The organism is Micromonospora sp. WMMD730 (assembly GCF_049178955.1).
GTDB classification, from domain to species: Bacteria; Actinomycetota; Actinomycetes; order Mycobacteriales; family Micromonosporaceae; genus Micromonospora; species Micromonospora wenchangensis.
The window spans coordinates 4,854,522-4,875,425 of record NZ_JBMHML010000002.1 but is presented as its reverse complement, the minus strand read 5'-3'; the positions used below and the strand labels follow the sequence as shown (position 1 = coordinate 4,875,425).

22 protein-coding genes are annotated in these 20,904 nt (G+C 75.4%); 12 read left to right on the top strand and 10 right to left on the bottom strand.

Going from position 1 to position 20,904, the window contains the following annotated elements; translation table 11 throughout:
- Positions 1-130 precede the first annotated feature (130 nt).
- On the top strand, positions 131-1,003 hold the full coding sequence (locus ACN265_RS20980) for a mechanosensitive ion channel family protein (protein ID WP_204927694.1): 873 nt from the start codon (positions 131-133) through the stop codon (positions 1,001-1,003).
- A gap of 66 nt (positions 1,004-1,069) precedes the next feature.
- Here the strand turns inward: ACN265_RS20980 and ACN265_RS20975 are convergent, their stop codons facing one another.
- A complete protein-coding gene (locus tag ACN265_RS20975; protein WP_420117912.1) occupies positions 1,070-1,435 on the bottom strand; it encodes a DUF6401 family natural product biosynthesis protein in 366 nt (121 codons plus the stop codon).
- A gap of 189 nt (positions 1,436-1,624) precedes the next feature.
- A complete protein-coding gene (locus ACN265_RS20970; RefSeq protein WP_420117913.1) occupies positions 1,625-2,554 on the bottom strand; it encodes a hypothetical protein in 930 nt (309 codons plus the stop codon).
- Positions 2,555-2,760: 206 nt separating this feature from the next.
- Here ACN265_RS20970 and ACN265_RS20965 point away from each other — a divergent pair, with 206 nt between their 5' ends.
- Positions 2,761-3,594: a hypothetical protein gene (locus tag ACN265_RS20965; RefSeq protein ID WP_421409033.1), complete on the top strand. Its 834-nt coding sequence runs from the start codon at positions 2,761-2,763 to the stop codon at positions 3,592-3,594.
- Between the two features lie 18 nt (positions 3,595-3,612).
- Here the strand turns inward: ACN265_RS20965 and ACN265_RS20960 are convergent, their stop codons facing one another.
- Positions 3,613-3,825: a hypothetical protein gene (locus tag ACN265_RS20960; RefSeq protein WP_204927690.1), complete on the bottom strand. Its 213-nt coding sequence runs from the start codon at positions 3,823-3,825 to the stop codon at positions 3,613-3,615.
- A 161-nt stretch (positions 3,826-3,986) separates the two neighbouring features.
- On the opposite strand from ACN265_RS20960, the gene ACN265_RS20955 reads away from it, so the two are divergent.
- Positions 3,987-5,363, top strand: a complete 1,377-nt coding sequence (locus ACN265_RS20955) for an MFS transporter (RefSeq protein WP_421409030.1) — start codon at positions 3,987-3,989, stop codon at positions 5,361-5,363.
- Positions 5,364-5,488: 125 nt separating this feature from the next.
- On the opposite strand, the gene ACN265_RS20950 is transcribed toward ACN265_RS20955, so the two are convergent.
- The 4 genes from ACN265_RS20950 to ACN265_RS20935 form a co-directional block, all read right to left on the bottom strand.
- Complete coding sequence (locus tag ACN265_RS20950) at positions 5,489-5,752, bottom strand: hypothetical protein (RefSeq protein WP_204927688.1); 264 nt, start codon at positions 5,750-5,752, stop codon at positions 5,489-5,491.
- Between the two features lie 115 nt (positions 5,753-5,867).
- On the bottom strand, positions 5,868-6,329 hold the full coding sequence (locus ACN265_RS20945) for an SRPBCC family protein (protein WP_145918828.1): 462 nt from the start codon (positions 6,327-6,329) through the stop codon (positions 5,868-5,870).
- Between the two features lie 52 nt (positions 6,330-6,381).
- Positions 6,382-6,798, bottom strand: coding sequence for a DUF2795 domain-containing protein (locus ACN265_RS20940; RefSeq protein WP_088644065.1), 417 nt, complete (start codon positions 6,796-6,798; stop codon positions 6,382-6,384).
- Between the two features lie 62 nt (positions 6,799-6,860).
- Complete coding sequence (locus ACN265_RS20935) at positions 6,861-7,844, bottom strand: YihY/virulence factor BrkB family protein (RefSeq protein WP_377686298.1); 984 nt, start codon at positions 7,842-7,844, stop codon at positions 6,861-6,863.
- A gap of 167 nt (positions 7,845-8,011) precedes the next feature.
- Between ACN265_RS20935 and ACN265_RS20930 the strand changes: the two genes are divergently transcribed.
- Entirely contained in the window at positions 8,012-8,413 is a 402-nt protein-coding gene (locus ACN265_RS20930) for a ChaB family protein (RefSeq protein ID WP_145918831.1), read from the top strand.
- 51 nt (positions 8,414-8,464) lie between these two features.
- On the opposite strand, the gene ACN265_RS20925 is transcribed toward ACN265_RS20930, so the two are convergent.
- The gene (locus ACN265_RS20925) at positions 8,465-9,898 is read right to left on the bottom strand and encodes an aldehyde dehydrogenase family protein (RefSeq protein WP_421409028.1); all 1,434 of its coding nucleotides are present in this window, start codon (positions 9,896-9,898) and stop codon (positions 8,465-8,467) included.
- A gap of 70 nt (positions 9,899-9,968) precedes the next feature.
- On the opposite strand from ACN265_RS20925, the gene ACN265_RS20920 reads away from it, so the two are divergent.
- A complete protein-coding gene (locus ACN265_RS20920; protein ID WP_421409026.1) occupies positions 9,969-11,573 on the top strand; it encodes a phytoene desaturase family protein in 1,605 nt (534 codons plus the stop codon).
- A gap of 28 nt (positions 11,574-11,601) precedes the next feature.
- Here ACN265_RS20920 and ACN265_RS20915 read toward each other — a convergent pair whose 3' ends face one another.
- Together ACN265_RS20915 and ACN265_RS20910 are read right to left on the bottom strand one after the other, a co-directional pair.
- The gene (locus ACN265_RS20915; protein WP_204927683.1) at positions 11,602-12,369 is read right to left on the bottom strand and encodes a polyprenol monophosphomannose synthase; all 768 of its coding nucleotides are present in this window, start codon (positions 12,367-12,369) and stop codon (positions 11,602-11,604) included.
- An 89-nt stretch (positions 12,370-12,458) separates the two neighbouring features.
- Positions 12,459-12,908 (bottom strand): SRPBCC family protein, encoded by a 450-nt coding sequence (locus ACN265_RS20910; RefSeq protein ID WP_357935554.1) that lies wholly within the window; start codon positions 12,906-12,908, stop codon positions 12,459-12,461.
- Positions 12,909-13,092: 184 nt separating this feature from the next.
- Here ACN265_RS20910 and ACN265_RS20905 point away from each other — a divergent pair, with 184 nt between their 5' ends.
- From ACN265_RS20905 to ACN265_RS20875, 7 genes are read left to right on the top strand one after another with little or no spacing between them, the layout of a single operon-like run.
- Positions 13,093-14,775, top strand: a complete 1,683-nt coding sequence (locus ACN265_RS20905) for an HAD-IIIA family hydrolase (RefSeq protein WP_421409024.1) — start codon at positions 13,093-13,095, stop codon at positions 14,773-14,775.
- Positions 14,772-15,746 (top strand): glycosyltransferase, encoded by a 975-nt coding sequence (locus ACN265_RS20900; protein ID WP_420119577.1) that lies wholly within the window; start codon positions 14,772-14,774, stop codon positions 15,744-15,746. Before ACN265_RS20905 ends, ACN265_RS20900 begins: the two co-directional genes overlap by 4 nt.
- On the top strand, positions 15,731-16,948 hold the full coding sequence (locus ACN265_RS20895; RefSeq protein WP_204927679.1) for a glycosyltransferase: 1,218 nt from the start codon (positions 15,731-15,733) through the stop codon (positions 16,946-16,948). The genes ACN265_RS20900 and ACN265_RS20895 overlap by 16 nt, the downstream gene beginning before the upstream one ends.
- Positions 16,948-17,730 (top strand): D-sedoheptulose-7-phosphate isomerase, encoded by a 783-nt coding sequence (locus ACN265_RS20890; RefSeq protein ID WP_421409021.1) that lies wholly within the window; start codon positions 16,948-16,950, stop codon positions 17,728-17,730. The genes ACN265_RS20895 and ACN265_RS20890 overlap by 1 nt, the downstream gene beginning before the upstream one ends.
- Positions 17,727-19,220, top strand: coding sequence for a PfkB family carbohydrate kinase (locus ACN265_RS20885; RefSeq protein ID WP_421409019.1), 1,494 nt, complete (start codon positions 17,727-17,729; stop codon positions 19,218-19,220). Before ACN265_RS20890 ends, ACN265_RS20885 begins: the two co-directional genes overlap by 4 nt.
- On the top strand, positions 19,217-19,918 hold the full coding sequence (locus ACN265_RS20880) for an SDR family oxidoreductase (protein ID WP_420116006.1): 702 nt from the start codon (positions 19,217-19,219) through the stop codon (positions 19,916-19,918). The genes ACN265_RS20885 and ACN265_RS20880 overlap by 4 nt, the downstream gene beginning before the upstream one ends.
- Positions 19,915-20,904: a glycosyltransferase family 9 protein gene (locus tag ACN265_RS20875; RefSeq protein ID WP_420116007.1), complete on the top strand. Its 990-nt coding sequence runs from the start codon at positions 19,915-19,917 to the stop codon at positions 20,902-20,904. Before ACN265_RS20880 ends, ACN265_RS20875 begins: the two co-directional genes overlap by 4 nt.

Below are 20,904 nucleotides of genomic sequence, written 5' to 3'. Positions count from 1 at the left end.
GACGCCGACCTTCGTGCAGTTCCGGCCACTTTTCTATAGACATGTCGGGAAAATCGGTGCGGATTCTCCGGCGTGCTGCTGCGGCGGACGGGTAACCGGGCGGCGCAGTCCATTGGACAGGAGGGACATCATGCCGGAAACCCTTGCGGTCAGGCAGGTCGACATCGGTAGCGCCTTGACCGACATGTGGCGATCGGTGCTGCTGTTCGTGCCGAGAGCCATCGCGTTCATCGTCATCCTCGTGGTGGGCTGGCTCATCGCCCGCGCGGTACTGAAGATCGTGGACGCGGCGCTGGAACGGGTGGGTTTCGACCGGGCGGTCGAACGGGGCGGGATCAGACGCGCGTTGGAACGCACCAAGTACGACGCCAGTGACATCCTGGCCCGCCTGGCGTACTACGCGGTGCTGCTGTTCACCCTGCAGTTCGCGTTCGGGGTGTGGGGCCCCAACGCGATCAGCGACCTCATCCGGGGGGTGGTGGCCTGGCTGCCACGGGCGTTCATCGCGATCGTCATCGTGGTGGTGGCCGCCGCGATCGCCAACGCCGTGCGGGACCTGGTCTCCGGTGCGCTCGGTGGCCTGTCGTACGGCAAGGTGCTGGCCGACCTGACGGCCGTCTTCATCCTGGCGCTCGGGGTGATCGCCGCGCTGAACCAGGTCGGCATCGCCACCACGGTCACCACGCCGGTCCTGATCGCGGTGCTCGCCACCGTGGCCGGCATCCTGATCGTCGGTGTCGGCGGTGGTCTGGTGAAGCCGATGCAGTCCCGCTGGGACGGCTGGCTGGACCGGGCGGCCGAGGAGTCGCGGGCGGTCCAGGAGCACCGGCGGGCCCGCGCGGCCGGGCAGGGTGACATGAGCCGGCAGATGGCCGACCGGGGCGGCGAGCGGACGCAGGCCATGCCGCGCGTCGACGAGGCCCGCACGATGGCCGGTGGCCGGGGCACCTACCAGTCCGGCTCCGGCGACGAGACCCAGCAGTTCGGCCGTCCGGGCAGCTGAGTCGACAGCACACACCCAGGCAGGGTGTCCGCGCACGGCGCGGGCACCCTGCCTGCGTGCTTCCGGTCAGGCCGGGTCGAGGTGCCGGGGGTCGAGGGTGCGGGCCAGGGCGCAGACCGCGAGCAGGCGGACCAGCACCCAGTCCGGGGCGGTGAAGTCCGCCGCGCCCTCGGGGAACAGGCCGTGTGCGCGGGCGGTGTCGCGTACCCCCTCGGCGTAGCCGGACAGGGCGGTCGGGGTCAGCGGCCGGCGGTCACCGTCGAGGCTGTCCCGGATGGCCGCGGCGTGCTGGTCGACCAGCGCGAGCAGGCCGGGCCGGGCCGCTGCGGCGGCGAGGCCGGGGGCACCGACCGAGGCGCTGAGCAGGGCCAGGTGGGAGCGTGCCGCGCGCACGGCGGTCCGGGTCGCGACCTGGGGGTACGGCACTCGCATGAGGACCGAGGTTAACCACCCGGTAACCCCGGCGGTGTCGGCCAGCCGGCCGGTACGGGTCCCCCCGCCGGTCGACCGGCCCTCGGCCACCGGGACCGATCCGCCCTCGGCGGCCAGACGGCGCACCGCCCACCGGCGGCGTCGGGGCGGACAGCAACGGGACGCGGTGCCGGAATCCGTCCCGGCGTGTCAGGGGGTCAACGACCCGAGCAGCACGGTGCCGCCGCACGGCAGCTGCCCGACGTTGCCGACGGTCAGCACGTACTGCCGTTGGCGGGAGCCGTCGGGGTTGGCCCGCTGCACGTACCGGCTCCGGGTCACCTCCAACTGGCAGGCGTTGCCCCCGGCGGCTCCCGTCGGGGCCAGGCCGGGCAGGTAGACAGCGGTCAGCGGGTTGGCGTTGTTCCAGGTCCAGGTGGCCGAGGCCCCGACGGCGAGCGTCCCGGTCGACCACGACGCCGACGGGTCGGTCTGGGCGAGTTGGAACTGACCGGAGCAGGTGATCGTGCCGATGTTGCGGAGCACGAAGTAGAACTTGCGTACCCCGTCCGGTTCCTGCCGGTACCAGCTGCGGGTGATCTCCAACTGGCAGGCGGCCGTCGCGGTCGCCCCGGTCGGCGTCACCCCCAGCAGGTACGACACGGTGGGCGCGATCTGCTCCACCCAGCCGTAGTTTCCGCTGGCCCCGGGCGCGAGCGCGCCTGTCGACCAGTCGTGGGTCGGCGTCAGCCAGGACAGCAGGACGGTGGCCGTGCAGGTGAGCGTGCCGCTGTTGCGGACCACGAAGTGGAACCGGCGCTCGCCGCCCGGCTCGCGGGAGTACCAGGTCCGGGTCACCTCGAACTGGCAGGGGGTCGTGTCGCCGGCCCCGGTGGGGGACAACCCCACCTGGTAGGCGGCGTTGAGCGGGTTGGCGTTGTTCCACACCCAGCCCTGGCTGACGCCCGGTGCGACCGGGCCGGTGGACCACGTCGCCTGCGCGGCGGCGCTGCGGACGGCGGCGAGGTCGCGGGCGTCCCGCTCGCCCACGACCGGGGCGGCCGACGCCGGGGTCGGGGTGAGCGCCACCACCGCCAGCAGGCTCAGCAGCCACGTCCACACCGTCGGTCGTCTCGTCACGGTCGGCGCTCCTCGGGCTCGGGGTGCCGGTGTACGGCGACCGGGGCACGGCGGGTGCCGGGCCCGGTGCCGGTGCGCGGCGGCATGCCGACAAGGTCGCACACCGGTGGCCGCCGTGGCGGGGCCGATATCCGACAGCGCGGGACGACGCCCCGGGCGGTGCGGCGTCGCTACAGTCCAGATCCCACCCGGAAGGAATCCCATCGATGGCTCTGTCCCGTTCCGCCCGCCGGTGGTTCGGCGTGCGCCTCGCCGGCACCGTCGCCCTGGCCCTGACCGTGCCGCTCGCCCACCCCGGGGCGGCCGTGGCCGGCACCGGGCTCGGCGACGGCGACGTGCAGATCGCCCGGACCGCACAGGACTACACCTACCGCACCTACCAGCGGCACTGGTCGGTGGTCGCCGTCCAGCCCGCCGCCACCGCCGACTGGGACCTGATCCTGCGCGACGCCGCCGGCAGCACGCTCGCCACCAGCCTCTACGGGCTCGGTCGCACCGACTTCGTGGTGGTCGACTCCACGGCCGGGCACCGGCCGTTCGGTGCCTACACGGCAGCGGTCACCGCGTACACGCCCGGCCCGTACTGGGTGCAGCAGCGCACGGACACCACCACGATCACCCTGCCGCCGGTGACGCACTCCGGCACCACCGGCGCGTCCGACCCCGACCTGACCTTCTCCAGCCTGGTCGACCACGACCTGGTCACCGTCGCCGACCTCTGGCTGACGGCGGGGGAGTCGTTCTGGGCGCACACCACGACGGCCGCGTCCTCGCTGCTGCTGGCCGGGAGCGACCCGGCCGACCCGACGAGCTTCGTCCAGAGCCGGGCCACCGTGACGGCCCGGCAGCACACCGAGGTAATCGACGGCTGCACCCGGTACACCGCGCAGCGCACCGGCTGGCACGCCCTGATCCAGATCGGCGACCGCGCGCCGAGCACGCACGTCCCGACGCAGGGCACCGGGTACGCCCTGCACCGGATCGACCCGGCGCGCCCGCTCAGCTGCCCGCAGCGGGAGTTCCCCGGTCCGACCCCGTGACGGGGGCCGCCGGGCGGTTCAGTCCGCGCTGGTGGCGTCGGCCGGGCGACGACGGCTGGCGTCGTCGGCGATGATCACGGTGGCCACCATGAGCGCGACGCAGAGGCTGAACAGCCACGAGTCGTCGGAGGAGAACCTGGCGGAGACCGGGGCCTGGATGGCGGCGAGCAGGAAGCCGAGCCAGGCCAGGCGACGCTGACGAGGGGTGAGGAAACCGGAGCCCTGTTGCATCCCGAAAGTCTTGCGCGACCCCTTCGGATTACCGTCAGCCGAACGGCGGATTCTGGACGACCTGTCCGGTTTACTGCCCGTCCGGGCGTTCCAAACCACCGGTTCGGGGGAGGCGACAATCACGTCGACCCGTTCCCGGAGATGCGGCAGGATGAGCCTCCGTGTCCGTCGCCCCGCCCCGTACCTCCCTGCTCCTGCTCGCCTACCTCGCGTTCGTCAGCCTCGGCCTGCCCGACGGCCTGCTCGGCGTCGGCTGGCCCTCGATCAGCACCGAGTTCGGCGTACCGACCGGCGCGGTCGGGCTGGTGCTCACCGCCGGCACGATCGGGTACCTGACCTCCAGCGTGCTGGCCGGGTTCACCCTCGCCCGGCTGGGTGTGGGCCGGCTGCTGGCCGGCAGCACCCTGCTGGCCAGCCTCGCGCTGACCGGGTACGCCAACGCACCGGCGCTGACCGTGCTGATCGGCTGTGCGCTGGTGCTCGGTCTGGGCTCCGGGGCGATCGACTCCGGTCTCAACGCGTACGCCGCCGGGGCGTTCGGCCCCCGGCACATGAACTGGATGCACGCCTTCTTCGGCCTCGGCGTGGCCATCGGCCCGCTGGTGATGACCGCCATGCTGAGCACCGGGGCCGGCTGGCGCTGGGGGTACGCCGTCACCGCCGCCGCCCAGCTCGCGCTGGCCACCGCGTTCGCGCTCACCGTCGGCGCGTGGCGGGACCGTACGGCCGGCCCCCCGCCGCCGCACGCCGTGCCGGTCGACCGGACGGTCGGTGCGCGGCCCGACGACACCGTCGTCGCACCGGCCGGCCACCGCGGACCGGTCGACGGTCCGGCGGAATCCGGGCGAGGTGGACCGGTGGACGACCCGGCGGTGGCCGGGCGTGGTGGACCGGTGGAGGGTCCGACGGTGGCCGGGCCTGGCGGGTCGGACGGTGGCCCGGCGGGGGTGCGGATCGCCGACACGCTCCGGTTGCCCGCCGTCTGGTTCGGCGCGCTCGCCTTCGCCGTCTACGTGGCCATCGAGGTGTCCGCCGGGCTCTACGCGTTCCTGCTGCTCACCGAGGGACGGGGGGTGTCCGCTGAGGCCGCCGGGGTGGCGGTCTCCGGCTACTGGGGCAGCCTCTTCGTCGGCCGGGTGGTGCAGGGGCTGGTCGCCGAGCGGCTCGGCACCGCCCGGGTGCTGCGGGGCAGCCTGCTGGGCATGGCGGCCGGCGCGGTGCTGATCGCGCTGCCGGGGCCGGGCTGGGTGACGGTGGCCGGCCTGGTCGTCCTCGGGTTCGCCGCCGCGCCCGTGTTCCCGCTGCTCACCCTGAGCACCGCCGAACGGGTCGGCCGGCAGCACGCCGACCGGGTGATCGGCGTGCAGATCGGCGCCGCCGGCATCGGGGCGGCCCTCATCCCGGCCGGGCTCGGCGTGCTGCTCGGCGACACGTCGGTGCGGCTGCTCGGCCCGGCGCTGACGGTGCTGGCGGTGGCGCTGCTGGTGGCGCACGCCGCAGCCGCCCGCCAGACCGCCGCACCGCCCCCCACCCACTGAGCCCGCTTCCGCCCTTCTCGGGCTCGGCCAGCAAGGGCAACCGGGCTGCTGGGTCGATGATGCGGTGTCGTTCGACCGGGACACCGCATCATCGACCCCCCGACCCGGACCCCTGACCCCGACCGTCACATGGTGTCGGGTCCGGTCCGTCCCGTCGTGGAGGGGCGGTAGGCGCGCTCGGTGTCGGTCATCTCCCGACGCCCGGTCTGCGGGCCGGCACCCCGGTCCACCGGTTCGGGGCCGTGCCCGAAGGCGGCCTCCTCGCCCGCGTCGTTGCCGGTCGGGTCGTCGGCCTGCCCGTCGATGGTGGACCTGGCGATCGCCCGGTCCAACTCCTCCAGCGGTGTCTTCCGCTCGTCCCGCCACACCCTGCCGTCGTTGTCCGTCATACCGTCGCCGTACCCCGACCCGATGATCGCAAACGGCCGGACCCGGACGCGGCGACGGCCGCCGGGGAACCGGCGGCCGTCGGATTCGTGCGTCCGGGTCGGGGGAGGAGGGCAATCAGGGCTGCGGCCGGTCGACCGACCCGCGCCACGCCCCGGTCTCCTGACCGCGACGCTCGATGAACTGCTTGAACCGCTCCAGGTCGCCCTTGGCCCGCCGGTCGACCACGCCCAGCTTGTCGCCGGCCTGCTCGACCACGCCGTGCGGCTCGAAGTCCATCTGCAGGGTCACCCGGGTGTTGTCCTCGTCGAGCCGGTGGAACGTCACCACACCGGCCTGCTGGGTGCCACCTGTCGACTTCCAGGCCACCCGCTCGTCGGGGAGCTGCTCGGTGATCTCGGCGTCGAACTCGCGCTTGACCCCGGCGATCTCCACCGTCCAGTGGGTCATCGTCTCCGACAGCTGCCGGACCTCCTGCACCCCCTCCATGAAGTGGGGGAACTCCTCGAACTGGGTCCACTGGTCGTAGGCGGTCCGTACCGGTACCGACACGTCCACGTGCTCGATGACGCCGCTCATGCGAAATCCTCCTCTGGCCGCTGGTGCTCGTCCGGATCGTGGGCCGATCCGGTCACCAACGCGTCGTCTCGTTCCGGTGCCCGAGTGCGGCCCACACCTCGGAAATCGTCTGGAAACGGGTGCCCTCCGGCAGGCGCTCCAGGGCGGCCACCAGGTCGTCGGGCGCGTCGTTCTCCCGCGCGTTGGCCACCAGCGTCAGCCGGTCCCCGGGCAGGGCCGTCATCGTGATGAACCGACCCAGCCGGCTGCGCGCCTCCACGTCCTCCGAGGTCATCCCCTGCGGGGTGCCGGTGCGCAGGTCGCCCGCCGGTGCCGTGGTCGCGCCCGGCTGGTCCTCGCCGGCCGGCTCCGCCTCGCGGAACTCCTCGACCCGGGAACCACCGGCGCCGGACCCCTGGACGAGGCCGCTGACCTCCTGGCTCATCTGGTCGTCGACCCTCGGTGCGTGCTTGCTGCTGCCACGTTCCATGTCTGTTGTGCTACCCGCGCCCGCCCCGGGGAAACACCGACCCGGACGCCGAACCCGACGGGTCACGAACCGGCGGTGGCCTTCGGCGGCAGCACCGGCTCACCCGGGTCGTCCTCGCCCGCCTGCAACCGGCGTCCGCGCTGCAACTCCGCGTTGATCTGCACCCCGAACATCAGCGCCGAGTTCGACAGGTACAGCCACACCAGGAAGGCGATGACCGCGCCCAGGCTGCCGTAGGTGACGTCGTACGAGCCGAAGTTGGCCACGTACAGGCCGAAGCCGAAGGAGACCACGATCCAGGACAGCAACGCCACCGCCCCACCCGGGGTGAGCCACCGGAACCGGGGCTGCCGGACGTTGGGGGCGATCCAGAACATCAGCGACAACAGCGTCATCATCACCATGGCCAGCACCGGCCACTTCACGACGCTCCACGTCGTGCGGGCCAGTCCGCCCGCACCCACCAGGTCACCCACCGCGTCGGTCACCGGGCCGCTGACGATCAGACCCAGCGCCACCACGGCGAGCAGCAGCAGGGACAGCGCGGCCATCCCGATCTGCAACGGGCGCAGCCGGTAGAACGGGCGGCCCTCCTCGACGCCGTAGATCGCGTTGGAGGCCCGGGTGAACGCGCCGATGAACCCCGACGCCGACCACAACGCGCCCAGCAGACCGAAGCTGAGCAGCACCTTCGTCCCGCTCTGCTGGTCGACCACCGTGCGCACCACCGAGACGAAACCCTCGTTGCCGACCACCGAACCGGCCCCGATGTCGCGGGCCAGGTCCAGCACGGTGTCCACCGTCCGCTCGCCGTCGGAGACCAGCCCCACCAGGGCCACCACCACGACCGTGGACGGGAACAGGGCGAGCACCCCGTAGTAGGTCAACGCCGCCGCCCAGTCGGCGCAGTTGTCCTGCACGAAACCCCGGCCGCTGCGGACCAGCACCCCGCGCCAGGTCGACCAGCTCAACTGGCGCATCCGGCGGGGCACGCGTACCCCCGGGCCGCCACCGGCGACCGTGGTCGGCTCCGTCGTCGCTGCCATGCTCGGCTCCTCGTCGCCCGACGACCCGGCGGACCCGGCGTCCGGCGCGCGTCTGGGCGGGGCGGTACCCGACGGCGGAAATCGACAAACCCGACGTCGGTGTTTGCCGGTGCCGGCCCAGGGAACCGTCCGGTCAGCCAGACGAAGTCGACGCGGAGGAGGACGGGATGCCCGGGCGCGAGGTACTGCCCAGCACGCTGCGACGCTCTCCGGAGAAGGCACAGCGCACCTGGGAGAAGACGCACGACTCGGCGGTGGAGACCTACGGCGAGGGGGAGCGCGCGCACCGCGCCGCCTTCGCCGCCGTCAAGCACAGCTTCGAGAAGGTCGGCGACCACTGGGAGCCGAAGGGCCGCAAGGGCCCCAGCGACCGGCAGGCCGAGGGCGGTGGCCCGGCCCGCCGGGCCCCCACCGCCGGTGGGGTGGACGCCAACGCCACCAAGGACCACCTGATGCAGGTGGCGAAGAAACTGGACGTGCCCGGCCGCAGCCGGATGACTAAGCCGGAACTGGTCAAGGCCATCGAGAAGGCCAACAACCGGGCCACCCGCAAGGCCCGCGGCGACTGACCGGAGGGTACGTGCGGAACGCGGGGCCGCCCCGGTCGGGGCGGCCCCGGCTCACCAGTGCCCGCCGGCCGGCGGTTGCAGGTGCACCGCCTTGACCGTGCTGAACTCGTCCAGCAGCTCCGGGCCGTACCCGAAGCCCTGGCCGCTGCCCCGGCGCGGCTGCGCGGCACCACCCGGCGCGCCCCCGAACACCGCGTTGACCTTCACGGTGCCCACCGGCAGCTCCCGAAAGGCCCGCTGGGCGTGGCTCATCGACCCGGTCAGCACCGTCGCCGCCAGCCCGTACGGCGAGTCGGCGGCACACCGCAGCGCCTCGCTGAACGAGTCCACCGTCACCACCGCCGCCACCGGCCCGAACGTCTCCTCCCGGACCAGGGGCATCTCCTGCCGGCAGTCGGTGACCACCGTCGCCGGATAGAACGCCCCCGGCCCGTCCGGCAGCACCCCACCGGCGCGCAGCGTCGCCCCCTGCGCCACCGCCGCCGTGACCTGCCCGTGCACCTGGTCGCGGTGCCGCCTGTCGACAAGCGGGCCCAGCTCGGTCGCCGGGTCGCGGCCCGGCCCGACGACCAGCGCCCCGGCCCGCTCCACCAGCGCGTCGACGAAGTCCTCCGCGACGTCGCGGTGCGCGTAGATCCGCTCCACCGCCACGCAGAGCTGCCCGGCGTTGGCGAACGCCCCCATGGCCGCCTGCTCGGCCGCCCAGCGCGGGTCCACCCCGGCGTCGACCACCAACGGGTCGCTGCCGCCGTTCTCCAGCAGCGCCTTGGCCCCGGTGCGGGCGCAGGCCGCCGCGATCGCCCGCCCGGTCGCGGTGGCCCCGACGTGCGCCACCACGTCCACCGGCTGCGCGGCCAACGCCGCACCCACCTCCGCGCCCCCGGTCAGCAGGGACAGCACGCCCGCCGGGAACACCCCGTCGAACAGCCGGGCCAGCAGCCACCCGGTGACCGGGTTCCGCTCGCTCGGCTTGTAGAGCACCACGTTGCCGGTGACCAGGGCCGCGCCGAGCAGCCCGCAGGAGACCGCCACCGGGTCGTTCCACGGGGTGATCGCGGCGACCACGCCCCGCGCCTGCGGCAGCATGAAGTCGATCGCGTCACCGTCGCCGTGCAGCGTCCGGCCGCCGCGCAGCGGGCCCAGCTCGGCGTACTGGCGCAGCGTGCCGACGCCGGCCGCCACCCCGCCCCGGGCGTCGCCCAACGGCTTGCCCATCTCCGCCGTCGTCGCGGCGGCCAGCTCCTGCGCCGCCGCCGCCACCGCGTCCGCCGCCTCGTGCAGCAGCGCCGCCCGCCCGGCCGCCGGCGTCGCCGCCCACCCGGCGGCCACCTCGCGGGCCGCCCCCACCGCCTTGGCGACCTCGTCGGCCGTCGCCACCGGCACGGTGCCGACCGGTCGGCCGTCCGCCGGATCGACGACGGTCAGCTCACCGCCCGCCCCGCCCGCGCCCCACACCCCACCGATGAGTTGCTCCACCCGGTACATGCGGCGGGATGCCCCGCTCCCGTCGAAGCAAACACGTTTCGCCCGGTTGCCCGCCGGGTAGCCGGATCTGATGATCTCGCCGGGCACGGACACCGCGGACGCCGTCGTCATCGGCGCCGGACACAACGGCCTGGTGGCCGCCAACCTGCTCGCCGACGCCGGCTGGGACGTCCTGGTGCTGGAGGCGACCGGCGCGCCGGGCGGGGCGGTCCGTTCCGCCGAGGTCACCGCCCCCGGCTACCTCAGCGACCTGTACAGCTCCTTCTACCCCCTCGGGTACGCCTCCCCGGTGCTGGCCGGCCTCGACCTGCCCCGCCACGGGCTGACCTGGACGCACGCCCCCGACGTGCTGGCCCACCTGCTGCCCGACGGACGCGCCGCGGTGATCAACCGGGACCTGGACACCACCGCCGCCTCGCTGGAGACGTTCGCCCCCGGCGACGGGGACCGCTGGCGGCACGCGTACGCCGACTGGGCGCAGGTGGCCGGGCCGATGCTCGACGCCATCACCACCCCCTTCCCCCCGGTACGCGGCGGGCTGGGCCTGCTGCGCCAACTGCGGGTCGGCGGGGCGCTACGGCTGGCCCGCCGGCTGGTCCTGCCGGTGCGCAAACTCGGCAGCGAACTGTTCACCGGCGAGGGCGGCCCCGCGCTGCTGGCCGGCTGCGCCCTGCACACCGACCTGTCCCCCGAGGAGGCCGGCTCCGGCGTCTACGGGTGGCTGCTGGCAATGCTCGGCCAACAGGTCGGCTGGCCGGTGCCGGTCGGCGGCGCGCAGCGGATCACCGACGCGCTGGTGGCCCGGCTCACCGAGCGGGGCGGCCGGATCAGCTACCGGGCGCAGGTCGACCGGGTGCTGACCGCCCGGGGCCGGGCGGTCGGGGTCCGCACCGTCGGCGGGGAGCTGTGGCGGGCCCGCCGGGCGGTGCTCGCCGACGTCCCCGCCCCCGCCCTCTATCTGGACCTGGTCGGGGCCGCCCAGCTACCGCCCCGGCTGGTCGAGGACCTGGCCCACTTCCGCTGGGACGGTTCCACCCTCAAGGTCGACTGGGCGCTGTCCGCCCCGCTGCCGTGGACCAACCCGGCGGTGGCCGGCGCCGGCACCGTGCACCTGGGCGCCGACCTCGACGGGCTCACCAGCTACTCCGCCGAACTGGCCCGGGGCGAGATCCCGACGACCCCGTTCCTGCTGGCCGGGCAGATGACCACCGCCGACCCGACGCACTCGCCGGCCGGCACCGAGTCGCTGTGGGCGTACACCCACCTGCCGTTCCGGCGGGACTGGCGGGCCGAGGACATCGCCCGCCAGGTGGACCGGATGGAGGACGTGCTGGAGGCCGCCGCCCCCGGGTTCCGCAGCCTGGTCGTCGGCCGGCACGTCGCCGGGCCGGCCGAGCTGGAACAGGGCGACCCGAGCCTGGTCGGCGGGGCGTTGGGCGGCGGCACCGCCGCGGCGTACCAGCAGCTGTTCCTCCGTCCGATCCCCGGCCTGGGCCGGGCCGACACCCCGGTCGACCGGCTCTACCTGGCCAGCGCGTCGGCACACCCCGGCGGCGGGGTGCACGGCGCGCCCGGCGCGAACGCCGCCCGGGCGGCGCTGGCCCGCGACCGCGCCGTCACCGGTGGCCTGTACGCCGGCGTCATCGACGCCGCGCACCGGACGCTCTACCGCTGAACCGTCCACCCACGACCCCGCCGCGGGGTCAGGAGTCCAGGTTACGGTGCCGGGTACGCAGCTTGAACGGCATCAGCGCGCTCTCCACCTTGGTCGCGGTGGTCATCTTGGACAGGCCGTCGCGCCGCTCCTCGAACCGGATCGGCACCTCCAGGATGGTGTGCCCCAGCTTGGTGGCCAGGTAGTGCATCTCCACCTGGAAGCTGTAACCGTTCGACTGCACCCGGTGCAGGCCGATGTCGCGCAGCGCGTCCGCCCGCCAGATCTTGAAGCCGGCGGTCAGGTCGCGGATGCGTACCCGCAGCAGGGTGTGCACGTAGAGGTTGGCCCAGCCGCTGAGCGCCCGCCGGTAGAGCGGCCACGCCTCGTCGAGCTGCCCGCCCGGCACGTAGCGGGAACCGATCACCACCCCCGCCTGGGTGGACAGCAGCGCACCCAGCATCCCGGGCAGCGCCTCCGGCGGGTGCGACAGGTCGGCGTCCATCTGCGCCACGTACTCCGCGCCGCCGTCGAGGGCCCGACCGATGCCGTCCACGTACGCCCGGCCCAGGCCCTCCTTGCCGGCCCGGTGCACGACCTGCACCCGGTCCGGGTTCTCGATGGCCAGCTTGTCGGCCACCTCACCGGTGCCGTCTGGCGAGTTGTCGTCGGCGACGAGCACCTTCAGGCCCGGCAGCGGAAGGGCCAGCAGCCGTTCGACCAGCACCGGGAGGTTGCCCGCCTCGTTGTAGGTGGGGACCACGACGGTCAGGCGTGCGTCCCGCCACGGTGACGGCAGCTCCACGGGTTCGATCATCTCGGACATCCTCAGTCGGGGTCGGCATTCCCCCACAGGGTAGCCAAAAGCCCGACGGGACCCCGCCGAGGCTCCCCGCGACCGCCCGGTCACCGTTCGGCGCGCTCGTCGGCCTTCTGCCGGGTGGCGATGTCGGAGAGCCGGCGCAGCGTCTCCTTGTTGCGCTGGTGCAGCACCAGGTCGTTGAGCTTGTTGCGGACCCAGCGTAACGGGCCGGCGGCGAAGTCCTCGCCGATGCGGACCCGGGTCGCGCCGTCGCCTTCCGGGGTCAGCGTGAACACCACGAGCGCCTCCCCGGCCGGCCACAGGCCGGCCCGCAGCACCAGCCGGTGCGGCGGTTCGCAGACCAGCACCGTCGAGGCGTCCTCCAGGGAGAACGGCCAGGGGCCGGCCCGGTGGTGCAGTCGGGTGCCGACCCGGGGCCACTGCGCGTCGACGTCACGCACGTGCACCGTGCCGACCACCCAGTCGCTGTAGGTCCAACCGTCGGCCAGCACGTCGAAGACCTGCTGCGGGGGTGCATCGATCACTTTCTCCACGACTGCCACCGCTGACCAGTACCCGGGCCCGCCCGGCCTAACCCGTCGCGTTAGCTTCTCCGGGCCGACGGGTAACGCTGCACCGACGCGGGCGAACAGACGGCGCGGGCCGGGGAGCGGGCCGGGCGGCGTACCGCCCGGTAGGGCCAGGTTTACTCCCCGGGGCCTCGGGAACCCGCCGCCCGTGCGACGGGACGCGGAGCCGTATCAGCGCAGGTCAGGCCGGGTTGACCCGGTCGCTGGCCGGGACGGCCGCGCACTGTACGACGCGGTGCTGCTCGACCGCGACGGCACCCTGATCGAGGACGTGCCGTACAACGGCGACCCCGACAAGGTACGGCCGGTGCCCGGCGCGCGGGCGGCGCTGGACCGGCTGCGCGCCGCCGGGCTGCGGCTCGGCGTGGTCACCAACCAGTCGGGGCTGGCCCGGGGGCTGTTCACCGCCGCCCAGTTGCGGGCGGTCAACGCCCGGGTCGAGGAACTGCTCGGCCCCTTCGACACCTGGCAGTGCTGCCCGCACGACGAGCGGGCCGGTTGCGCCTGCCGTAAACCCGCGCCCGGCATGGTGCACGCCGCCGCTCGGGCGCTCGGCACCACCCCGCAGCGCTGCGTGCTGGTGGGGGACATCGCCGCCGACCTGGGGGCCGCCGCCGCGGCCGGTGCCGCCGGGGTGCTCGTGCCCACCCCGACCACCCGGGCGGTCGAGGTGGCCGCCGCCGGGCAGGTCGCCGCCGACCTGCCCGCCGCCGTGGAGCTGATCCTGACCCGGTCCGCCCTGGTCGCCGGGTCACCGCCGCGCCGGGCCGGCACCGTGCTGGTGGTCCGCAGCGACTCCGCCGGGGACGTCCTGGTCACCGGCCCGGCCGTGCGGGCCGTCGCCGCGTACGCCGAGCGGGTCGTGCTGCTCTGCGGCCCCCGGGGCCGCGCCGCCGCCGCCCTGCTGCCCGGCGTCGACGAGATCGTCGAGTGGCCGCTGCCCTGGATCGACGGCGCACCCGACCCGGTCGACCCGCAGGACATCGACCGGCTCACCGACCGGCTGCGTGCCGTCCGCGCCGACGAGGCGGTCGTGTTCACCTCCTTCCACCAGTCACCGCTGCCGCTGGCGCTGCTGCTGCGGCTGGCCGGCGTGCCGAGGGTCAGCGCGATCAGTGACGACTACCCGGGCTCGCTGCTCGACGTGCGGCACCGGGTTCCCGCCGGGCTGCCCGAGCCGGAGCGGGCGCTGTCGCTGGCCGCCGCCGCCGGGTTCGCGCTGCCGGCCGGCGACGATCCGCGACTGCGGGTCCGCGCCGACCGGGTGCCGCCCCCGCCGGCCGGGCTCGGCGACCCCGGGTACCTGGTGCTGCACCCCGGTTCGGCGGTGCCGAGCCGGGCCGTGCCACCCGAGTTGGCGGCCCGGATCGTGCGGACGCTCACCGCCGCCGGTCACCGGGTGGCGGTCACCGGCGGGCCCGACGAGACGGCGCTGACCGCCCGGGTGGCCGGCGACACCGGCCTCGACCTGGGCGGCCGGACGGGTCTGGCCGACCTGGCCGGGGTGCTCGCCGACGCCGGTGCGCTGGTGGTCGGCAACACCGGGCCGGCGCACCTGGCCGCCGCGCTGGGCGTGCCGGTGGTCAGCCTGTTCGCCCCCACCGTCCCCTACGGACAGTGGGGGCCCTACCGGGTGCCGACGGTCCGGTTGGGCGACGCCGCCGCGCCCTGCCGGGACACCCGGGCCACGGTCTGCCCGGTGCCCGGCCACCCCTGCCTGTCGGCCGTCGAGCCGGGCCGGGTCCTCGACGCGGTACGCCTGCTCGGCGTCCCCGCCGACGCTCTGGCCGATGCGCCGCCGGTGACCGCAGGGCGGGGGAGTGACCGATGAACATCCTGCTCTGGCACGTGCACGGCTCCTGGACCACGTCCTTCGTGCACGGCAAGCACCGCTACCTGGTGCCGGTCACCCCCGACCGGGGCCCGTACGGGCTGGGCCGGGCGCGCACCTACCCGTGGCCGGACAGCGCCGTCGAGGTGACCCCGCAGCAGTTGCGTCACGCCGATGTCGACGTGGTGCTGCTGCAACGCCCCGAGGAGCACGACCTGGCCGGTGAGTGGCTCGGCCGGCCGGTGGGTCGGGCCGTGCCGGCGGTCTACGTCGAGCACAACACCCCGAAGGGCGACGTGCCGAACACCCGGCACCCGATGGCCGACCGGGACGACCTGCTGCTCACCCACGTCACCCACTTCAACGAGCTGTTCTGGGACAACGGGTCCACCCGCACCGCCGTCGTCGAACACGGCGTGGTGCCGCCGTCGGTGACCTGGACCGGTGAGCTGGACCGGCTCGCCGTGGTGATCAACGAGCCGGTACGCCGCGGCCGGATCACCGGCACCGACCTGCTGGCCCGGTTCGCCGAGATCGCCCCGCTGGATGTCTTCGGCATGAAGGTGGCCGGGCTCGCCGACCATCTCGGACTGCCGGCCGACCGGCTGCGGAGCCACGACGACGTCCCGCAGCACCGGATGCACGCCGAGCTGGCCCGGCGGCGGGCCTACCTGCACCTGTGCCGGTGGACCTCGCTCGGGTTGAGCCTGATCGAGGCGATGACCATCGGCATGCCGGTGGTCGCGCTGGCCACCACCGAGGCCGTGCAGGCGGTGCCCCCCGGGGCGGGGGCGCTGTCCACCCGGGTCGACACCCTGCTGGCCGCCGCCGCCCGGTTCGTCGCCGACCCCGCCGAGGCCCGCCGGGCGGGCGCGCAGGCGCGTACCGCCGCACTGGGCCGCTACGGCCTGGACCGTTTCCTCGCCGACTGGGACCGCCTGCTGGAGGAGGAAGTATGCGCATCGCGATGATCTCCGAGCACGCCAGCCCGCTCGCCGTGCTGGGCGGTGAGGACGCCGGTGGGCAGAACACGCATGTCGCGGAACTCTCCGCCGCGCTGGTGGCGGCCGGCCACGACGTCCGGGTCTACACCCGGCGCGACGCCGTCGACCTGCCGGTCGCCGTGCGCGCCCCGGACGGGTACGAGGTGGTGCACGTGCCCGCCGGGCCGGCCGAACCGGTCGCCAAGGACGCCCTGCTGCCGCACATGAAGGAGTTCAGCCACTGGCTCACCGGCCGCTGGCGGGGCGGGGACTGGGTGCCCGAGGTGGTGCACGCGCACTTCTGGATGAGCGGGCTGGCCGCGTTGGCCGCCGGCCGGCAGACCGGGGTGCCGGTGGTGCAGACGTACCACGCGTTGGGCACGGTCAAGCGACGTCACCAGGGGGTGCAGGACACCAGCCCGGCCCGGCGGATCGGCTACGAACGGGAACTGGGGTGCGCCGTCGACCGGGTCGTCGCCCAGTGCCGCGACGAGGTGGGGGAGCTGGTCCGGCTCGGCGTCCCCCGGTCCCGGATGACCGTCGTGCCGTCCGGGGTGAACCTGGACACCTTCGCCCCGCTCGGCCCGGCCGTGGACCGCGACGCCGACCGGCCCCGGGTGCTCACCGTCGGCCGGCTGGTGGAACGCAAGGGCTTCCAGACGGTGATCCGGGCGATGGCACTGGTGCCCGACGCCGAGTGCGTGGTCGTCGGCGGGCCGCCCGCCGGGCTGCTGGAGACCGACCCGTACGCCCGGCGGCTGCGGGCGCTCGCCGGTAGCTGCGGGGTGGCCGACCGGGTCCGGCTGGTCGGGGCGGTGCCCCGGGAGGAGATGGGCCGCTGGTACCGGTCGGCCGACGTGCTGGTCGCCGCCCCCTGGTACGAGCCGTTCGGGCTGACCCCGCTGGAGGCGATGGCCTGCGGGGTGCCCGTCGTCGGCACGGCGGTCGGCGGCATCCGGGACACCGTGGTCGACGGGGTGACCGGTGACCTGGTGCCGGCCCGCGACCCGCAGGCGCTGGGCGACGCGCTGGCCGGCCTGCTCGGCGACCCGGCCCGCCGCTACGGCTACGCCACCGCCGCGTTGCAGCGGGCCCGCCGCAGCTACTCGTGGGCCACCGCCGCCGACCGGTTGACCGAGGTGTACGCCGAGGTCGCCGCCGTACGCAAGCCGAGCCGGGTGGTCGCCTGATGACGACCTCGACCCGGGCGGCGCGGGCCGGCCTGCTCGACGCGCACCTGACCCTGCTGGCCGAGGCGCTGCTGCCGTACCGTGCGGCGGAGCCGTTGCTGGCCCGCTGGGGCACCGAGCTGGCGGGCATCCTGGTCGGCGGCGGGCGGTTGCTGGTCGCCGGCAACGGGGGCAGCGCCGCCGAGGCCCAGCACCTCACCGCCGAACTGGTCGGCCGGCTGCGCGACGAGCGCCGGCCGCTGTCGGCGATCGCCCTTCACGCCGAGACCTCCGCGCTGACCGCGATCGGCAACGACTACGGCTACGACGAGGTCTTCGCCCGGCAGGTGCGGGCCCACGGCCGTCCCGGTGACGTCCTGCTGCTGATGTCCACCAGCGGGTCCAGCGGCAACCTGCTCGCCGCCGTGGCGGCGGCCCGGGAGGTCGGGCTGCGCTGCTGGGCGTTCACCGGCCCGACGCCGAACCCGCTCGCCGACGCCTGCCACGAGGCGCTGGGCGTCGTCTCGCCGGACAGCCAGGTGGTGCAGGAACTGCACCTGGTCTCCACCCACGTGCTCTGCGAGTACGTCGACCGGGCGTTGCCCACGGCGCTGACCGCGCTGGCCGGCCAGGCGGCGGCCACCGCCGCCGCGTCGCCGGCCCCGCCCGTGGACCCCGCCGGCCCCCCGGTGGACCCGCCCGGGGCGGCGGACCGGCCGGTGGCCGACGACGGGCCGGTACGGGCCGGGGTGGAGGTGGTCGTCGACCCGGCGGCCGACGGGCGACGCGGGGACCCGGCGTGAGGGGCCCGCTGGTGGTGATCGGGGACACCCTGCTCGACCGGGACGTCGAGGGGGTGGTGAACCGGCTGTGCCCCGACTCGCCGGTGCCGGTGCTGGACGAGACGGCCGCCGCCGACCGGCCCGGCGGGGCCGGCCTGGCCGCCGTGTTCGCCGCCGCCGCGGGTGCCGAGGTGGCGCTGGTGACCGCGCTCGCCGACGACGCCGGGGCGGCCCGGCTCAGCTCCCTGCTCACCGCCGCCGGGGTGCAGGTGTACGGCCTGCCGCTGGCCGGGGCCACCCCGGAGAAGGTCCGGCTGCGGGCCCGGGGCCGGGTGCTGCTGCGCCACGACCGGGGCGGCGTGGCGGGCGAACCCGGCCCGCCCACCGAGGCGGTGCTGCGGCTGCTCGCCGGGGCGTCCGCCGTGCTGGTCAGCGACTACGGCCGGGGGGTGGCCCGACAGCCGGCGCTGCGGGCGGCGCTGGCCGCGACCCGCGCCCCGGTGGTCTGGGACCCGCACCCCCGGGGTCCGGTCGCGGTGCCGGGGGTGCGGCTGGTCACCCCGAACGAGCCGGAGGCCCGGGAACTGGCCAAGGTGCCGCCGGGCGGGTCCCGGCTGGCGGTCGCCGCCCGCGCCGGCCAGGGGCTGCGGGAACGCTGGCGGGCCGGCGCGGTGGTGGTCACCCTCGGGGGCGACGGCGCGCTGCTCTGCTCCGCCGGGGCGACGCCGCTGATGGTCTCCGCGCCGGTCAGCGCCGAGGGGGACACCTGCGGGGCGGGGGACCGGTTCGCCTCGGCCGCCGCGGTGGCGCTCGCCGGGGGCGCGCTGGTCTCCGAGGCGGTCCAGGCGGCCGTCGGGGCGGCGTCGACGTACGTGGCGGACGGCGGAGTGGCCGCCGCGCTGCCCGTACCGGTGCGGGACTGCCCGCCGGTGCTGGTCGGCGGCGGGGAACGGATCGGGGCCGCCGCGGCGGGCGCGGTGGTGGCCGAGGTCCGCGCGGCCGGCGGCACCGTGGTCGCCACCGGGGGCTGCTTCGACCTGCTGCACGCCGGGCACGTGGCGACGTTGCAGGCCGCCCGGCAGCTCGGCGACTGCCTGGTGGTCTGCCTGAACTCCGACACCAGCGTCACCGGCCTCAAGGGCCCCGACCGGCCGGTGATCCCGCAGGGCGACCGGGCCCGGCTGCTCGCGGCGTTGAGCTGCGTCGACGCGGTGGTGGTCTTCGACGAGCCCACCCCGCACGCGACGTTGGGCTGGCTGCGGCCCGACGTCTGGGTCAAGGGCGGGGACTACGCCACCGGCGTCGGTGGCGGGCCGGGCCTGCCGGAGGGCGAGCTGTTGCGCCGGTGGGGCGGGGACAGCGTGGTGGTGCCGTACCTGGACGGGCGCTCCACCACCGACATGATCGCGGCGGCCCGGGGTGAGCGCCGGCGCACCGGCCCGGCCGGTGGCGCGCGGCCGGAACCCGCCGGGTCCCGGCCGGCGCATCCGACGACGGAGGGAGCACGATGAGCAGCAGTCCACCCGGTGCCGGTCCGGCCGTCCTGGTCACCGGCGGGTCGAGCGGCCTCGGCGCGGCGGTGGTCACCGCCGTCGCGCAAGCCGGCGGACGACCGCTGGTGCTGGACCGGCGGCCCCCCGACGACGGGGTGCCGTGGATCGAGTGCGACCTGGCCGACACCCGGGCCGCCGAGGACGCCACCCGGGACCTGGCCGAGCGGGTCGGCGGGCTGGACGCGGTGGTGACCGCCGCCGGCATGGACGTGCCCGGCAAACTGGCCGACGTCCCCCGCGACACCTGGGAACGGATCGTCGTGGTGGACCTGCTCGCCACGGTGGCGGTGGTCCGGGCGGCGCTGCCCTACCTGGAGGCGTCCCGGGGCAACGTCGTCACGGTCGCCTCCACCCTGGGCGTCAAGGCGGTCGGGGACGCCACCGCGTACTGCGCGGCGAAGTTCGGGGTGGTCGGGTTCACCCGGTCGCTCGCCGCCGAGCTGGCCGGCAGCGTCGGGGTGACCCTGCTCATCCCCGGCGGGATGCGGACCGCGTTCTTCGACGACCGTGACCCGCAGTACCGTCCGGGCCCGGACGCGAAGCTCAACGACCCGGCCGACACCGCCGCCGCGATCATGTTCGCGCTCTCCCAGCCGCCCGGCAGCGCCGTGCGGGAACTGGTGGTCTGCGCCGAGCAGGAGACCTCGTACCCGTGATCCTGGTGCTGCGGGCGCTCGGCGTCGGTGACCTGGCCACGGCGGTGCCCGCGCTGCGTGCCCTGCGGACCGGGCACCCCGACGAGGAACTGGTGCTGGCCGCGCCGGCCTGGCTGGGTCCGCTCGTCGAACTGGTCGGCGGGGTCGACCGGCTGCTGCCCACCGACGACCTCGGCCCGCCGCCCTGGCCCGTCCCGTCGTCGGCCGGCCGGTGGCCCGGCCCGCCCCCGGATGGCGTGCCGCCGTGGTCCGGGCCGCCGCCGGAGGTGGCGGTCAACCTGCACGGACGCGGGCCGGGGTCGCACCGGATGCTGGCCGGCGCGGGCCGGCTGGTGGCCTTCCGGTGCCCGCCCGCCGGGCACCGCGACGGACCCGACTGGGACGACGACGAGCACGAGGTGGACCGCTGGTGCCGGCTGCTCGACTGGTACGGCATCCCGGCCGACCGCACCGACCTGGCGTTGCACCGCCCGCCGTCCGGCCGGCTGCCGGCCGGGGTGACCGTGGTGCACCCGGGCAGCAAGGTGGAGGCGAAGCGGTGGCCGGCGGACCGGTTCGCCGCGCTGGCCCGGCGGCTGGCCGACCGGGGGCACCGGGTGGTGGTGACCGGCTCGGCCGGCGAACGGGACCTGGCCGACCGGGTGGCGGCCGACGCCGGCCTGCCCCGCTCGGCGGTGCTGGCCGGCCGGACCGACCTGGGTGAGCTGGCCGCCCTGGTGGCCGCCGCCCGGCTGGTGGTCAGCGGGGACACCGGGGTCGGTCACCTGGCCACCGCCTACCGGGTCCCGTCGGTGCTGCTGTTCGGCCCGGTGCCGCCGGCCCGCTGGGGCCCGCCGGCCGACCGGCCGTGGCACCGGGTGCTCTGGGCCGCGGGCGAGGATTGTGCCGCCGGGCCGGGGGTAGGTACGGCGGCGAGATGGGCGGCGCTCCCGGTCGACCGGGTGCTGGCCGCCGTGGACGAGGCCGAGGAAACGGTACGGGTCTGA